This window comes from Arthrobacter glycogeni (assembly GCF_054511155.1).
Genome location: NZ_JBTNDE010000001.1, coordinates 96,739 through 112,299 on the forward strand (window position 1 = coordinate 96,739; position 15,561 = coordinate 112,299).

The 15,561-nt window shown below is 62.2% G+C and carries 13 protein-coding genes and 1 pseudogene; 4 read left to right on the forward strand and 10 right to left on the reverse strand.

Features of this window, described 5'->3' with window-relative positions; all coding sequences use genetic code 11:
* Window positions 1-666, reverse strand: a complete 666-nt coding sequence (locus ACX80O_RS00485; RefSeq protein WP_459305579.1) for a glycosyltransferase family 2 protein — start codon at window positions 664-666, stop codon at window positions 1-3.
* 107 nt (window positions 667-773) lie between these two features.
* Between ACX80O_RS00485 and ACX80O_RS00490 the strand changes: the two genes are divergently transcribed.
* The 3 genes and pseudogenes from ACX80O_RS00490 to ACX80O_RS00500 form a co-directional block, all read left to right on the forward strand.
* The gene (locus tag ACX80O_RS00490) at window positions 774-1,919 is read left to right on the forward strand and encodes a glycosyltransferase (protein WP_459305578.1); all 1,146 of its coding nucleotides are present in this window, start codon (window positions 774-776) and stop codon (window positions 1,917-1,919) included.
* Between the two features lie 31 nt (window positions 1,920-1,950).
* Window positions 1,951-3,912, forward strand: a complete 1,962-nt coding sequence (locus tag ACX80O_RS00495; RefSeq protein ID WP_459332154.1) for a DUF6541 family protein — start codon at window positions 1,951-1,953, stop codon at window positions 3,910-3,912.
* Window positions 3,913-4,142: 230 nt separating this feature from the next.
* Window positions 4,143-4,301 (forward strand): annotated as a pseudogene (locus ACX80O_RS00500) (transposase); the annotation flags it as partial.
* A gap of 10 nt (window positions 4,302-4,311) precedes the next feature.
* Here ACX80O_RS00500 and ACX80O_RS00505 read toward each other — a convergent pair.
* The 4 genes from ACX80O_RS00505 to glf are packed head-to-tail and all read right to left on the reverse strand — an operon-like array spanning window position 4,312 to window position 9,119.
* On the reverse strand, window positions 4,312-5,037 hold the full coding sequence (locus tag ACX80O_RS00505) for an ABC transporter ATP-binding protein (protein ID WP_459305575.1): 726 nt from the start codon (window positions 5,035-5,037) through the stop codon (window positions 4,312-4,314).
* A 3-nt stretch (window positions 5,038-5,040) separates the two neighbouring features.
* Window positions 5,041-5,931: an ABC transporter permease gene (locus ACX80O_RS00510; RefSeq protein ID WP_459305573.1), complete on the reverse strand. Its 891-nt coding sequence runs from the start codon at window positions 5,929-5,931 to the stop codon at window positions 5,041-5,043.
* A gap of 3 nt (window positions 5,932-5,934) precedes the next feature.
* Window positions 5,935-7,935: a glycosyltransferase gene (locus ACX80O_RS00515; RefSeq protein WP_459305572.1), complete on the reverse strand. Its 2,001-nt coding sequence runs from the start codon at window positions 7,933-7,935 to the stop codon at window positions 5,935-5,937.
* Window positions 7,932-9,119: a UDP-galactopyranose mutase gene (gene glf / locus ACX80O_RS00520; protein ID WP_459305570.1), complete on the reverse strand. Its 1,188-nt coding sequence runs from the start codon at window positions 9,117-9,119 to the stop codon at window positions 7,932-7,934. The genes ACX80O_RS00515 and glf overlap by 4 nt, the downstream gene beginning before the upstream one ends.
* Window positions 9,120-9,240: 121 nt before the next feature.
* Here glf and wecB point away from each other — a divergent pair, with 121 nt between their 5' ends.
* Window positions 9,241-10,296 carry a non-hydrolyzing UDP-N-acetylglucosamine 2-epimerase gene (gene wecB, locus ACX80O_RS00525; RefSeq protein WP_459305569.1) on the forward strand — a complete coding sequence of 352 codons (1,056 nt, stop codon included), beginning with the start codon at window positions 9,241-9,243 and terminating at the stop codon, window positions 10,294-10,296.
* An 18-nt stretch (window positions 10,297-10,314) separates the two neighbouring features.
* On the opposite strand, the gene ACX80O_RS00530 is transcribed toward wecB, so the two are convergent.
* Genes ACX80O_RS00530 through ACX80O_RS00550 form a run of 5 tightly spaced genes read right to left on the reverse strand, consistent with a single transcriptional unit; the run spans window position 10,315 to window position 15,471 of the window.
* Entirely contained in the window at window positions 10,315-11,457 is a 1,143-nt protein-coding gene (locus ACX80O_RS00530; protein WP_459305568.1) for a glycosyltransferase, read from the reverse strand.
* A 2-nt stretch (window positions 11,458-11,459) separates the two neighbouring features.
* The gene (locus ACX80O_RS00535) at window positions 11,460-12,446 is read right to left on the reverse strand and encodes a Gfo/Idh/MocA family oxidoreductase (protein WP_459305566.1); all 987 of its coding nucleotides are present in this window, start codon (window positions 12,444-12,446) and stop codon (window positions 11,460-11,462) included.
* Between the two features lie 2 nt (window positions 12,447-12,448).
* Complete coding sequence (locus ACX80O_RS00540; RefSeq protein ID WP_459305565.1) at window positions 12,449-13,549, reverse strand: DegT/DnrJ/EryC1/StrS family aminotransferase; 1,101 nt, start codon at window positions 13,547-13,549, stop codon at window positions 12,449-12,451.
* The gene (locus ACX80O_RS00545; RefSeq protein WP_459305564.1) at window positions 13,546-14,142 is read right to left on the reverse strand and encodes an acyltransferase; all 597 of its coding nucleotides are present in this window, start codon (window positions 14,140-14,142) and stop codon (window positions 13,546-13,548) included. Before ACX80O_RS00545 ends, ACX80O_RS00540 begins: the two co-directional genes overlap by 4 nt.
* Before the next feature lie 39 nt (window positions 14,143-14,181).
* Window positions 14,182-15,471 carry a nucleotide sugar dehydrogenase gene (locus ACX80O_RS00550; protein WP_459305563.1) on the reverse strand — a complete coding sequence of 430 codons (1,290 nt, stop codon included), beginning with the start codon at window positions 15,469-15,471 and terminating at the stop codon, window positions 14,182-14,184.
* Window positions 15,472-15,561: the final 90 nt, after the last annotated feature.

Sequence of the window (15,561 nt, forward strand, 5' to 3'; positions counted from 1 at the left end):
TCACCTGAAGAAGAGGTCGGCAAGGATGTTGACGCCGTTAAGGAGGGACTGGCCTTTGGCCTTCGAATAGTCGGTATAGATGATCTCGACGGGGTGCTCAGCGAGCCGTGGTTTGATCTCGGCCAACTGGTGGATCAATTCGGACGCGTGGGCCATCCGGTTCTGCTTCAGGTGAATCCGCCGGGCGACGTCAGCGTTGATCACCCGGAGGCCGTTGTGGGCGTCAGTTAGTTCGAGGCCCGTCGACATCCTCGACTGGAACGCTACGGTGCGCAACACGAGGCGCTTGAGCGGTGAGATTTTGGTGCGCCCGTCGAGGAATCGTGATCCCAAGACCACTTCCAGCTCGCCGGAACGTACTCGGGCGAGCATTTCCTGTGCATCCTGCACACGGTGCTGGTTGTCGGCGTCGAATGTGATGACCGCGTCCAGCGCGGGATCCTGCAACGCGTACTCAAGACCGGTCTGGAGGGCTGCGCCCTGCCCCAAGTTGAAGGGGTGAAGAACGACGACGGCACCCGCCGCTGCTGCTGCCTCCGGAGACCCGTCAGTGCTCCCGTCATCGACGCACACGACGTGGGGGAAATGTGGGAGCAGTCCCTTGATCACACCACCAACTACGGTGGCTTCGTTATACATTGGTATGACGACCCAGGAGCGACTCACAGGGGTAAGTATTCCATATCTTCCTCGACCCGATCCTCAGCTTCACCACAGGGGGCACGCCGCCGCACCGGTCCGGGAAGCCCGGCCGAACCGCTAGGCTAGCGCTCATGACCCTCCGCATCCTCTGCATCTCCTTTTCGGATATCAACGCTGATTCCAGGGTGCTGCGACAGGTGAAAGTCCTTGCCGAATGTGGAACGGTCACGACGGCGAGCTATGGTTCGGCCCCGCCCGGGTCGACCACCCACCTTGAGGTTGACTCGGCTCTTCCCTCCCTACCCCAGACGGTTAAGGGTGTGATTGGTCTGGCCCTGCGGCGTTTCAATACTGCTGGTCAACAGGCGCCTGCCGTCCGACAGGCGCGTGAGCTCATCGGGGAGACGCGATTCGATTTGGTGGTGGCCAACGAGGCGCGCGCGCTGCCATTGGCCCACGCTGTCGCTGGGACGGCTCCAGTCCTCGGTGACATGCATGAGTGGGCACCCGAGGAGCGGTCCCATGTGCTCTCCTGGAAGTTGCTGGTGAAGCCCTACATGACCTGGGTGTGCCGGACCTATTTGCCTCTCTCCGCCGCGGTCCTCACTGTCAACGACTCCATCGCCCGCCTGTATACGGAGCGGTTCGGCTGCCCGGTGGAGGTGGTGCGCAACGCCGGCCCGCTGCGTGAACTGGAGCCGTCGGCCATGGTGCCCGGGCTGATCCGCCTGGTGCACAGCGGTGCAGCGGTCCCCGGACGGAATCTTGAGGGAATGATCGAAGCCGTTAAGATGCTTGATGAGCGTTTCAGCCTTGACCTCTATTTGGTCAAGGCACGCGACGGTGGCAGGTACTGGGACTCACTGCGTGCCGCTGCCGGCACACTTGACCGGATCACTTTCCACGACGCGGTGTCCCCTGATGAGTTACCTGCCACCCTCAACGGGTACGACGTGGGAGTGTTCAGCCTCCCGCCACGAACCACCAACCACGCACTGATGCTCCCGAACAAGTTTTTCGACTTCGTCCAGGCACGGTTGGCGATCGTGTTCAGCCCGTCACCCGAGACGTCTAGACTGATAAGGGACCATCGGCTTGGCGCAGTGACCCGGGGCTTCACGGCCGACGACCTCGCGAGGACCCTGTCCGCGCTCACAGAGGCCGAAGTCTCCCAGTTCAAGCGGAACTCCCATATTGCGGCGCCGGAGCTGAGCAGCGCAACAGACGAAACGGTGATTCGGGCCGTCGTGGAACGGCTTACCGCTCCCCGGACATAACTGCGATGACCCAGAAAAAGGTGAAGTACTGATGAGTTGGTGGCAGGCGGCCCCCATCATCCTGATGGCAGTGGTCATCCTGACGGTGCCGGGATTTTTGGTGGCAAGGGCCTGCGGTGCCCGCGGGCTCACCTCGGTGACCCTCGCGGCACCAATTTCTGTTTCCCTGGCCTCCGTTGGCGCGATCCTGGCCCCTTTCCTTTCCATTCCTTGGTCTCCCGCGGTCCTGATCGGGATGACCCTGGTGACTGCCGCCGGCGGACTGCTGATTCGATTCCTCTGGCAGCGTTCCCGGGGTCGGGAACTAGTCCTCGTGTATCGCCCCACCAGGGCTGGGCTACTGACCGCTGGCCTATGCGCCTTGGCCGTTGCCGTTCCCGCGTTGATCATCGGGGCTCGGTTCGCCGAAATGTTTGTCGGTCCAGAGAATATCTCCCAGTCCTACGACAACATTTTCCACCTGAACTCGCTACGCTACATTCTCGACACCGGATCCGGGTCTTCCCTGACATTGGGTAACCTCACCAACGGCGGAACGGGGTTCAGCTTCTACCCTGCGGCGTGGCATGACCTCATCACCCTGGTGGCCCTCACCAGCGGTGCTCCGATTGCTGTTGCAGTGAACGCTACGAATATCGCTATTGGCGCCGTCGTCTGGCCACTGTCGGCCCTATTTATGGTCACCCGTATTGCCGGGGAAAAGCCCCTGCCGATCCTGTTGACCGGGGCCCTGGCGGCCGCGTACCCCACCTTCCCCTACCTAATGGTGGACTTCGGCGTCCTGTACCCGTATCTCCTCTCGATTGCCCTTCTCCCCGTGGGAATAGGGCTTGCCGGCACCATGCTGGGTGTGGTCCAGGATCCTTTGAATGGCCGGTTTCTGGCGGGAATCGGGCTGCTGGCCGTTCTGCCGGCGATAGCCCTCTCCCACCCGAGCACCATGATCGCCCTCTTCCTCTTCGCCGTCCCCCTGGCTGGCCTGGTGCTATGGCGCACCACCCGGCAATTGGTCCGCCGTGGCGCCCCATGGTACCGCCACCTCGCTCGCCCAGCTTTGTTCATGGCTTACGTGGCGTTTACCTACTACTTCTGGATTTCCTTTCGCCCGTCGCTGCAAAACTCTCTGTGGGCACCATTCCTGAGTACCACTCACGCCGTCGGTGAGGCTCTCGCCGTTGCACCTATGCGCGGTCAAATCAACTGGATCATGCTGGTGCTAACCCTTATAGGCCTTGCGGCAACTATCAATAACCGCAAGTACTGGTGGGTGCTCGGCATCTACGCAGCTAGTGCCCTGCTGTACGTCAATGTTGCCAGCGTTGAAAAGGGCGATCTGCGCAACTTCTTCAGCGGCCTCTGGTATAACGACAGCAACCGGCTAGCCGCCCTGCTACCCGTCGCTGCCATCCCCTTGGCGGTATTGGGCGGAACCGCCATTCTCTCGGCCATCGTTCGACGGACGACGAACTGGCGGACCCAGCAGGTGGCCGCCTGGCTGGTGATCGTCATTGGTTGCACTACTATCGGATTCCTCGGTCAGGGTGAGGCTATCGAGAATGCCCAGGCGAAAGCCCGCAAGGAGTACGTCCTAGACCGCAACTCGGAATTGATCACCAATGACGAACTTACCCTCATTGAGCGGCTGGACCAGTCAGTTCCCGAGGGCGCGGTCGTGGTCGGGAATCCGTGGACCGGAGCCTCTCTTGCGTACGCGCTTGGAGATCGAAATGTTCTTCTGACCCATGCCTCAAGTCGCGCGGCCGGCGACGCCGAACTGCTGATGAACCAGCTGGATGAGGCTGCGGTACAGCCTGAGGTATGCCGTGCCGTGCAGGAACTGGGCGCATTCTATGCCCTCGAATTCGGCGATGTTGAGGTGCATGCCGGATCCCATCCGTTCCCTGGTCTGGACAACCTTGCCACTGCCCCGGGAGTCAAATTAATCGACCGCGAAGGGAAGGCGAGGCTGTACGAAATCATTGCCTGCCGGTAGACCCGTTACGCCGTCACCTTTTCCTAGCACGTTCTTGTCACAGGCGTGTCGGCCGGTCGATCCCGGCACGCAGATCCACCCCGAGCCGCTGATCGGGCTCTCTGCGTCCATGTTCGCCGCATTCAATCAGATCATGATGCCGACACGGGCCGAACACCTTTCAGCTCTGCGCTGACAACCGGACGACGTCACACGCAGACCGGGGAACCCGTGGAGGCCCGGGTCCTGACGGCGTCGCACCCGTGACCCGCCGGCCTGGGACTTCTATTATGGGAGAACACTCAAGCCGGCGGGGCAGTAAGAAACTCAAACGCGCAATGTTCCTCCCGGCGTTCGTCGCGTTGCACCACCCGCCCACCTCGGCCTATGGCGACCGCGAACGAACCGAGAAGGACCCCCTTAGGCACGCATCCTCGACACCACGTCGGCTACCGGGGCATCCATGACAATGCGTCCGTGTTCAAGCAGCACCCCCCGCGAGCAGACCTGCACCACGAGGTCGAGATCATGACTAACGACGACGAGGGTCTTACCCGCGGCAGCCAGTTCCTTGATCTTGGCGAGACACTTCTTCTGGAAGGGCTCGTCACCGACGGCAAGAATCTCGTCGACCAGGAAGACCTCAGGATTGGTGTGCACGGCGACGGAGAAAGCGAGGCGCAGGTACATCCCCGACGAGTAAAATTTCACCTCGGTGTCGATGAACTGACCGATCTCCGAAAAGTCGACAATCGATTCGAACAGGTCGTCGATCTGCTGTTCGGTCATACCGAGGATGGCACCGTTTAGGTACACGTTGTCGCGTCCGCTGAGGTCAGGATGGAAACCGGCACCCACCTCGATGAGGCCCGCCACCCGTCCCCGGGTCCGCACGGTACCGCTATCGGGCAGCATAACCCCAGAGATGTGCTTCAGCAGGGTCGATTTGCCCGATCCGTTAAGCCCCAGCAGAGCCACTGACTCACCCTGGCGAACCACAAGCGATACGTTGTCGAGGGCATGGAATTTTTGGGAGAGGTCACCCTTGCGCCCCTTGACCAGCCAGACAAACGCTTCCTTGATGGAACGGGTATGGCGCAGCACAAACTGCTTCGAAATCCCTCTAACTTCAATGGCGGTGGTCACGGGTCACAACTCCTGGGCAAAGCGGCCTTCGAGCCGCCGGAAGGTCCATTGCCCCAGAACAGTAACCAGAAGGGCGGTGACCAATCCGATCGGAAGCCACATATCGAGCAGGTCGGACGGGACGGCGATGGTCGCGTCGGTGATTTCCGACGTCGTCGGAAGCCAGAAGGCGAAATGGAACAGCTCGACGGCAATCGTCAGCGGATTTGCCTGATAGACCACGAGGAGTACCGATGCCGTTCCGGCGGAGAACGCCGTCGCCAGTCCGTCCCGGACCATGATCCAGGTGTAGAGCACTGGCGAAGCCCAGGTGGCGATCATCAGTAACATGTCGACGAAGTTCTCGCTGTCCCTGAAGTACACGTTGGCGGCACCAAAGAACAAGCCGAGGCCGGTAGCCAGCAATGCCACGATCACGAAACCAGCCAATGCCGCGATGAGCTGAAAGATGCCGGGGGTCCACCCGGCGACGAGGCAAGCAACCAACAGCACCAGGAGTTGCGGCAGGAAATGTACCGCCGATACCCAGACCGAGGCGACCGGGAACAGCTCCCGGGGCAGATAGATCTTCTTGATCAAACCGCCGTTGCCCACCACTGAGCGGGAAGCGTTGCCGAGCGCCTCGTTGAAGAAGTTGATCAGGACAATGCCCGAGAACAGGTAGATGGCATAGTTTTCGGTGTTCCGGTTCATCCCGAGGAAGACCCCAAGCGCAAACCAAAACACCAGGAACTGCACTCCCGGCTTGACGTAGGACCAGAGGATTCCCAACACCGAACCGCGGTACCTGACCTTGAGTTCCTTGGCAACCAGAAGCTTCAGGAGGAAGCGGGACCGCAGGACGTCGCGCAGACCAGCACCCAGGCCGGGTGTGGTGAGTTCACTGGTGCTCAACCGCTATCCACTCTTCTCGGAGTTTTCTTCAAAGGTCTTTTTCCAGGCCTCGAAGGACGTGATCTCCTCGGCAGCTGCCTTGTACCGGGCGCTAAGTTGCGGCCAGCTCCGAAGGATTTCGGCGTTGAGTCGGCCCGCCTCGGCGAGCATCGCGCGCAACTTTTTGGGATCGCGCTGGTACCAGGAGGCACCACTGCCCTCGGCGTTGGACACCACAGCACTGTCGTACTGCGACATCCGCCACCACTTGTTGTCCTGGTGGGCGACAAAGGCCTGCGGGCGTTCCCTGCTTGAATCCTGGACCGGCTTGCTGAGCTGGCGGAAAAGAGTCTTCGCAGCCCAAGGCACCAGGGTGGCGTAAGAAGGCGCCCGGAAGCCCTGCCCCTGCCGTGGTGGCTTGTCCATCCGTGCGCCGGGGAAAGCATCGGGGTCAGTCTTGACCTGGGAATCGGGGAAGTCCTTGGTCATCGCCCGGATATCGGTGAGCTTCGTAGGAAGGACGTCATGAAGCTGCTCCGGGCCCTTGAGGATGTCCTGGAGGGCCATGATCCTGCCGCGCGCCGTGTAGTACTGCATGGAGATCAGGTGCTTGATGTCCATGTACCCGGATTCACGCACCACGCGACCACCGCGCTCATACGGGCTGTGGATCAATGCTGTGATCATCCGGTTACGGGTATGGAAATAGGCCTGCCAGCCCACCAGGTCGTCCTTGTCGATCCAGGACACATGCCAGACCGCTGAACCCGGCATCGACACCGTCGGGTAGCCAGCAGCCTTGGCTCGCAGTCCGTATTCGGCGTCGTCCCATTTGATGAACACGGGCAGGGACAGGCCGATGTCCCTGATGACTGCCGTCGGGATTAGGCACATCCACCAGCCGTTGTAATCGACGTCGACGCGTCGATGCAGCCACGGGGTGTGGCGAAGATTGGACCGGACGAAGTCGTGGCCCAGGACCTGTCCAGCCACCGGTTGGTCCGGCTGGAACCGCCACGGGTTCACCGTCTCGCCGAAGGTGTGCAAGACGGTCCGGTTGTAAAGGTCGAACATGTGTCCGCCGACGATGGTCGGGGTTTTGCAGTGATCGGCGAACGTCAGCAGCCGGGCAATGCTCTCCGGCTCGATGACGACGTCGTCATCGAGCAGTAAGGCGTAATCGCTACCATTTTCGACTGCCTCATACATGCCGCGGGCAAAACCGCCCGAGCCGCCCAGGTTGGCCTGGTTGATGATCCGCAGCTTGCCGTGGAGGGCCGCTTCCACCTCCGCGAATCCTGGCTGGTCCGCAACCTTCTGAGTGCCCTGATCCACGACGAGGATTTCCTTTAGAGGGGCAAGCGAATCAGGGTGGTTGGCCAGAATCGACAGGTTGTTCAGGCAGAAGTCGGGCTTGTTCAGGGTGGTAATCTCCAGGGTGATCGACCCCTGGCTCTCGACGGAGTGGGGCGCCTGCCACTCGGCCTCGTCCAGGATCAGGCGGCCCGAGCCTGCTACCAGATCGAACCAGTACCAGCCACCGTCGCCGAAGGGTGCGAGGGACAGGTCAAAGGTGGTCACAGTAGAGTCGGTGACCCGCTTGGTCTCGACGTGCTGAAGAGAACCTCGTGCGTTCGACTTGTACACGCTGATCCCGCCGTCGCCGGTGGTCGCAACGCTGAGCCTGACGGACTGGACGGTGGTCCAGCGGCGCCAGTAACTGGCGGGAAAAGCGTTGAAATAGGTGCCGAAGGAGACTCGCTCACCGGACCGCACCAGGGTCGAGCGCCGGGACTTGAAGTCCTCCGCATGGATTTCCTTCGAATCGCCGCCGCGCGACGATCCCCCGCCCTGGCTAGAAACGCTGCCATCCATCGTGTTGAGCTGCACGCTGAGCGCGCTTCCCGTGTCCAGGTAAAGCGGAGCCGTGTCAAGGTCGCTTTGGTTAGGCAGGACGACGCGCTGCAGGGTTTGCCAGTTCATCTCGGTGGCGTGGTCTTTGGCGATAGTGGCGGGGTTGCTCATGCGTCCACTCCTCCGCTTTCGAGCGTGGCGCCGTCAGTGAAGTGCGGCTTGAGTTTGTTGTCAAACATCGACAGGGCCGACCCGATGGCCATATGCATGTCAAGGTACTTGTAGGTGCCGAGGCGACCGCCGAACAGGACCGACTTCTCGCCCTTCGCCAGGTCACGGTAGGCGCTCAGCTTGGACCGGTCCTCGCTGGTGTTGACCGGGTAGTACGGCTCATCCTCCTTCTCCGCGAACCGGGAGAACTCGCGCATGATGACCGTGGCGTCCTTGGTGTAGTCCCGTTCGGGGTGGAAGTGGCGGAATTCATGGATCCGTGTGTAGGCGGTATCCTCATCGGGGTAGTTCATGACTGAACAGCCCTGGAAGTCCTCAACGGGGAGAACTTCCTCCTTTAGGTCGATGGTCCGCCAGGATAGGTCACCCTCGGCGTAGTCGAAGTAGCGGTCCACCGGCCCGGTGTACACGACGGGGACCTGGCCCAGGGTGGCGGCGCGGGAGAACTTGTGGTTGTCGTCAAAAAAATCTGTGTTGAGCTGCACGGTGATGTTGGGATGGTCGGCCATCCGCTCGATCCAGGCCGTGTATCCGTCCACGGGCAGACCCTCGTACTTGTCGTTGAAGTACCGGTTGTCGTAGGTGTAGCGGACGGGGAGCCGGGAAATGATCTCCGCTGGCAGGTCACGGGGATCGGTCTGCCATTGCTTGCCTGTGTAGTGCTTGATGAAGGCCTCGTAGAGCGGCCGGCCGATGAGCTGAATGCCCTTGTCGTTGAGGTTCTGCGGGTCTGTTCCGGCGAGCTCCCCGGCCTGCTCCTGGATCAGGGCACGTGCTTCGGCGGGACCGTAGGAGGCCCTGAAGAACTGGTTGATCGTGCCCAGGTTGATGGGCATCGGGTACACCTCGCCCTTGTGGCTTGAGTACACCTTGTGGACGTAATTGGTGAACTCGGTAAACCGGCTGACGTAGTCCCAGACCCGCTCGTTGGAGGTGTGGAACAGGTGCGCACCGTAGCGGTGCACCTCGATGCCGGTCTGCGCTTCCTTCTCGCTATACGCGTTACCGCCAATGTGGTGGCGACGGTCGAGGACCGCCACCTTCAGGCCGAGCTCGGTGGCCGCCCGTTCAGCAATGGTCAGGCCAAAGAAGCCCGACCCTACGACAACGAGGTCAACGTTCACAAACACTCCTGAATTGTTGGGGGCAACGCCAGCTACTCGGCGCTCTGCCTGCACAAGATTACCGGAGAATCGGGTTGCGGCTTGTATTTAGGCAACAAGCGCAACAGCTAAAGTGGAACCCATGCGTATCCTCAGCGTCGTTGGCGCACGCCCACAGTTCGTGAAGCTCGCTCCCATTGCCGCAGCCATGAAGGGCCGGGCAGAGCACCTCATAGTCCACACCGGCCAGCACTACGACTCGCTGATGTCGGACGTGTTCTTCCAGGACCTCGCCATTCCTGCACCCGATTACAACCTGGGTGTCGGGTCCGGTAAGCACGGTCAGCAGACCGGAACCATGCTGGCGGGGTTAGAGGAGATCTTCGAGCGGGAGCGCCCCGACATGGTGCTGGTCTATGGGGATACGAATTCCACCCTCGCTGCCGCGCTAGCCGCCGTGAAGCTGCACATCCCGGTAGCCCATCTTGAAGCGGGCCTGCGGTCCTTCAACCGCCGGATGCCCGAAGAACACAACCGGGTCCTGACCGACCACGCCTCCGATACGCTGCTGGCGCCGACCGAAGTCGCGATGGGTCATCTGGCCGCTGAGGGGCTGGCTGACAAAAGCGTGCTCGTGGGCGATGTGATGACCGATGTCCTCTTCAAAACCCGGGATTCGCTGTTGGCCCGGGATGAACCGCTTCCAGCCGGGCTGCTCCCGGCCGGGTATTACGTCAGCACTATCCACCGCCCGGACAATACCGATGATCTGGGGCGGCTGCAGCAGATCATCACCTCCCTGTCCCGGTTGGACAAACCCGTACTTCTTCTTGCCCACCCGAGGCTGGTGGATCTGGCGGCTGCTCACGGTATCGAGCTGGAGACCGGAGCGATCCGGGTGGGCCAGCCCTTGGCCTACCCAGGGTTGATCAACGCGGTGATGAACAGTGCGGGCGTGATTACCGACTCGGGCGGACTGCAGAAGGAAGCTTTCCTGTTGCGGGTGCCGTGCACAACGATCCGGCCGGAAACCGAATGGGTCGAAACGGTTGAGCTGGGCTGGAATGTCCTCGTATCCGAGCACCTCGACACCCTTGCAGACGTCGTGCAACGCCCCCAGCCTGAACCAACGTCAGCGGTCCCCTATGGCACAGGCGCTGCTGCCACTGCCGTCCTTCATGCGCTGACCACCCGGTAAGACCGCCCGACCGGTTGGTCAGTCGCGGGCGGCAGCCTCAATGACTGTCGCAGCCTTCTCGCCCACGCTGGTCAGCGAATAGTTTTCTTCAACCCACCGGGAAATGCGCTGGCGTTCGGCTGCCTGCCGCGGCCAGGCGAGTGCATCCCGCATTGCCGCAGCGACCGCAGCGGCGTCCCACTCGACGCTGACCCCAAGATGTTCGCCGGTAATGATGTCCTTCAGCGGTCCGACACCCGCGTAGATGACTGGCGTACCGCAGCTGAGGCTGACCAGGGCTTTCGTCGCGAAGGCGAAGTCGTAGCCGCGCGCCGGACGCACCGAGGCGAGGCCCGCGACGCTCCCCCGCAGCGCGGCGGACACCTGTCCGCCGTTGACATTGCCCCTGAATTCGATGGGGGCTGATGCCTCCTGGGCGCGGGTCCGCAAAGCATCGAGTTCCACACCCTGGCCCAGCATCACCAGCCGGACGTCGGGAAATTCGTCAGCAATCCTGATGAATCCGTCGACGAACACGCCGGCACCCTGAATCTCGGACATGGTGCCGGCGTAGACGAAGTAGCGCCCGGTGTCGGAGCCGGCTGGCCCGTCAATAGTGAACTGGTCGGTGTCGACTCCGGTTCCCACGTTCACGATCCGCTCGGAAGACCCCACTAGGGAGGCAACAGCGGTTGAAACCCCCTCAGACACCGTTAGGATACGGCGCGCCCTGGACAGGGTCCAGCGCTCGACAGCGCGAAGCACCCGAACTACTGCTGGCGAGACCCCAATCCCCTCGGCAGCTACCGAGCTGACGTCGGCGGCAAAATAGACGAAGGGCTTGCGCCGCAGAGCCGTGGCTACCCGGACGACCACGCCCGTAGTCGGCGGCGGCTCCACGACCACCAGATCGAAGGCTGGGGCCGTCAGCAGTCTGAAAAACAGGGGAATGTCGAAGCTGGCGTACTGCACATAGCCGCGTACCGCCCCTGCCTTGTCCCGCAGGACCGGCCAGCGGCTGACGGTCGGTGAGGACTTTTTACCGCCCGGCGACGAGGTGGTCAGCACGGTGACGTGGTGGCCCCGTCCTTCCAGGGCTTTCACCATGGCTGCCAGCCGAAAAGCGGCAGCCCCCGTCTCCGGGGCATAGATGCGCGTCGCAACAAGAATTCGATGAGGCATCCCTAAAGCTTTATCGTTGAGCCGGCACGGGCCGATTCGATGATGGCTTCGGCCACTCTGAGGGTGTTGAGGCCTTCGCGCATGGTGACGATGGTGTTCGAGTTGCCTAGCACTGCGTCCCTGAAAGCCTCGTGTTCGGACCTGAGAGGTTCGCGTTTGGTCAGGGCGAGGCGGGTGATGTTGCCTTCGGACACTCCCCTGAAGTTGGAGACGGCTTCCCATTCGGTATTGATGGTGCCGTTCTCGAAGAACGTCAGGTCTGCAGTCAGGGTGTCAGCGACGAACGCGCCCTTTTCTCCGGTGACTACGGTGAGGCGTTCCTTCATCGGTGAAAGCCAGTTCACTAGGTGGGAGGTGATGACACCGTTTTCCAGCTGGCAGGACGCGGTGACCATGTCTTCGTGCGGGCGACCGGACCGGGTGCTGGTCAACGCTGACACCGAGGCGAAGGGTGATTGCGCCAGCCAGGCGGTGAGATCGATATCGTGGGTGCCGAGGTCCTTCACGACGCCGACGTCGGCAATCCGGGACGGGAACGGGCCCTGACGTCGGGTGGCGATCTGGTAAACGTCGCCGAGGTCCCCGTTTTCGATCCTGGCCCGCAGGGACTGCAGTGCCGGGTTAAACCGTTCGATATGCCCCACGGCACCGACCAGGTTCGCTTCTTCAAAGGCCTCAACGAGGCGCTGTCCGCCGTCGATGGTCGACGCGATGGGCTTCTCAACCATGGTGTGGATACCCGCAGCAGCCAAGGCCAACCCGACTTCCTCGTGCAACCCGGTCGGCACCGCGCAAACTGCCATGTCGATGCCCTGGGCGATGAGTTCAGCGACTGACCCGCACACCGGTAGGGATCCGGCGACGCCGTGCGGGTCGCCGAACGCGTCAGCGACGGCGACCAGTTCCAGGCCGTCGACTTCCCGGATCACCCGGGCGTGGTGACGGCCCATCATGCCGAGCCCGATCAAGCCGACTTTCAGATCCGCCATGCTCAGGCCCCCGCCGTGGTCAACGCGTTGACCGCTGCGACAATCCGCTCAAGATCTTCCTGGTCCAGCGACGGGTGCACTGGCAGGGACAACACCTCCTGGGCAGCGATTTCCGTATTGGGAAGATCCTCTTCGCGCATGAAGGAGGGCAACCGATGGTTTGGGATCGGGTAATACACTCCCGATCCGATCTGGTAGTCCTCCTTCAACGCCGCGGCGAGCTTGTCCCGGGCAGCGGCGCCGCCGTCGACCCGCACCGTGTACTGGTGGTAGACGTGCTCGGCACCAGGAGCCACCACCGGGGTGGCGACCCCGGTGAGGTTGGCGTCCAGGAACGCCGCGTTGGCCTTGCGCTGAGCGGTCCAGCCGATCACCTTGGTCAACTGGACCCGCCCAATGGCAGCGTGCAGGTTGGTCATCCGGGCGTTGAAACCCACCAGCTCGTTCTCGTACTGTCGTTCCATCCCCTGATTCCGCAGCAGCCGAAGGTTACGTTCTATGGTTCCGTCGCCGGTCGACACCATGCCACCCTCACCGGAGGTCATGTTTTTCGTCGGATACAGCGAGAACATCGCGAAGTCCCCGAACGTGCCCACCTTGCGACCATCCAGGCCCGCACCGTGGGCTTGCGCGGCGTCTTCGAACAACCCAATCGAGTGCTTATCTGCCAACGCACGGAACGCAATAATGTTCGCCGGGTGCCCGTAAAGGTGCACCGGCATGATGCCCTTGGTCCGCTCGGTGATCAGCGACTCCACATGGGCGATGTCCAGGCAGTAATGGTCCAGTTCAATGTCAGCGAAGACCGGTGTCGCACCCGTCAGGGCGACCGAGTTCGCTGTCGCGGCGAACGTGAACGAAGGCACGATCACCTCATCCCCCGGACCCACCCCCGCGGCGAGCAACCCCAAGTGCAGCCCGGACGTCCCCGAGTTCACTGCCACCGCTGCCCGACCATCGAGAAGTACGGCGGAAAACTCAGTTTCGAAGGACGCCACCTCGGCGCCCTGCGCCAGCATCCCCGAGAGCAGCACCGCATCAACTGCTGCCCGCTCGTCGTCCCCTACAATCGGCTTTGCCGCCGGAATAAACCCTCTACTCATGCCTCTACCCCTACTGGTTTCAGTGTTGAACCCGCTTCGACATACTTTTCCCCGGTGGCCGGGCACACCCAGGAATCTGCTTCCTGACGCAACGGGTGGCCAGCCTTACCGACCCAGCCGACCCGTTTCGCCGGGACCCCCACCATCAGGGCATACGCCGGGACATCCTTGGTCACGACGGCACCGGCCGCTACCGTAGCCCACTCGCCGATGGTCACCGGGGCCACACAGACCGCGCGGGCACCGATTGACGCGCCATCGCCGATGGTGACGCCGACCGGCGTCCAGTCATGGGCGCTCTTGAGCTCACCGTCCGGCGACACCGACCGCGGGTACGTGTCATTGGTCAGCACCACCGCCGGGCCGATGAAAACCCCCCGACCCAACGACGCCGGCTCGTAGACCAGCGCGTAATTCTGAATCTTCGAATTCGCGCCGATCCGGACACCCGTGCCGATGTACGCACCCCGGCCCACAATGCAGTTCTCGCCGAGGACCGCGTCCTCGCGCACCTGCGCCAGGTGCCAGACCTTGGTCCCCTCACCCAGGGTGGCCCGCGCTGAGACGTCAGCACCATCCGCTATGAAAGTCATTGAGTCCTTCTTCCGTCGTGAAGCGCAGTTGCCAATAGGTTAGGCCCTACCGATGACCCGGTACAGGACACCGTCCCAGTGTTCGGCCGAGCTGACCCGACGCCCATCAATGAAGGCCTTCACCCCGGGAAGGTCCGCCGGACCCAACGCTGCGTACGACTGGTGGTTGGCCTGCACCACCGCAGCATCAATCGGCTCTCCCAGGTGGTATGCCTCGAAGCCCAGGCGCTCCAGTTCGTCGTCCGTGTACATCGGGTCATGGACCAGCGCGGTAGCCCCGCGGGCCTTCAACGCATCAACAGTGGCGAACACGCCGGAAAACGCCGTCTCTTTCACCTCACCGCGGTACGCGGCGCCGAGCACCACCACCCGTGCACCCTCGAGGTCGCCATACGCGCCCTCCAGGAGGCCGATCGTGTAATCCGGCATGCCGGCGTTCGCCTCACGCGCGGCACGGACCACAGTCGCGTCAGGGTCATTCCACAGGTACAACCGCGGGTATACCGGAATGCAGTGACCGCCCACAGCGATACCCGGCTGGTGGATGTGGCTGTACGGCTGCGAGTTCGACGCGTCGATCACCTGATAAATGTCGATCCCGGTCGTCGCCGCGAACCGGGCAAACTGATTGGCCAACCCAATGTTCACGTCGCGGTACGTCGTTTCAGCCAACTTGGACAGCTCCGACGCCTCAGCGGAACCCAAATCCCAGACGCCGTTCCCCCGGACCAGATCGGGACGGTCATCGAAGTCAAGGACGGCCTCGTAGAACTCGACAGCCCTAGCAGCCCCTGCCGGGGACAGCCCGCCCACCAGCTTCGGGTACTTCCTCAAGTCCTCGAAGACACGACCGGTCAGTACCCGCTCTGGGGAGAACACCAAATGGAAATCCCTGCCTTCGACCAGGCCGGAACCCGCCTCAAGCATCGGCTTCCACCGCGTCCGGGTCGTGCCAACGGGAAGCGTCGTCTCAAACGACACCAGCGTGCCGGGCGTCAGGTGCTTCGCCAGCTCAGTCGTCGCGGCATCCATCCAGCCGAAATCAGGCTTCGCGTCCTCGTCGACGAACAGCGGAACCACCAGCACCACAGCGTCGGCACCGGGCACCGCGTCTGCGTAATCGGTGGTGGCCCGCAACTTCCCCGACGGAATCAGTTCCGAAAGTTTCTCCTGCAGATGAGCTTCACCAGGGAACGGCTCAACCGCCTGGTTCACCAACTCAACCACCTGCGCGTTGACATCCACGCCGACCACCTCGTGACCCTTGGACGCGAACTGCACGGCGAGCGGAAGCCCGATTTTCCCCAGGGCAATAACAGCAATCTTCACGAAACAGTGACCTTCTCTAGTAACAGGTAGTGAACATGTCCAGCCGGACCCAGTAGTCAAGCCTATAGGCACTCGGGGAAAAACGCCTGA

What these genes read in the sequence shown, in the direction of transcription:
- ACX80O_RS00495 (WP_459332154.1), top strand. Translation starts at nt 1,951, where the DNA reads ATGAGTTGGTGGCAGGCGGCCCCCATCATCCTGATGGCAGTGGTCATC.
- ACX80O_RS00535 (WP_459305566.1), bottom strand. Translation starts at nt 12,446, where the DNA reads ATGGCGGATCTGAAAGTCGGCTTGATCGGGCTCGGCATGATGGGCCGT.
- ACX80O_RS00530 (WP_459305568.1), bottom strand. Translation starts at nt 11,457, where the DNA reads ATGCCTCATCGAATTCTTGTTGCGACGCGCATCTATGCCCCGGAGACG.
- ACX80O_RS00515 (WP_459305572.1), bottom strand. Translation starts at nt 7,935, where the DNA reads ATGAGCAACCCCGCCACTATCGCCAAAGACCACGCCACCGAGATGAAC.
- ACX80O_RS00540 (WP_459305565.1), bottom strand. Translation starts at nt 13,549, where the DNA reads ATGAGTAGAGGGTTTATTCCGGCGGCAAAGCCGATTGTAGGGGACGAC.
- ACX80O_RS00490 (WP_459305578.1), top strand. Translation starts at nt 774, where the DNA reads ATGACCCTCCGCATCCTCTGCATCTCCTTTTCGGATATCAACGCTGAT.
- wecB (WP_459305569.1), top strand. Translation starts at nt 9,241, where the DNA reads ATGCGTATCCTCAGCGTCGTTGGCGCACGCCCACAGTTCGTGAAGCTC.
- ACX80O_RS00545 (WP_459305564.1), bottom strand. Translation starts at nt 14,142, where the DNA reads ATGACTTTCATAGCGGATGGTGCTGACGTCTCAGCGCGGGCCACCCTG.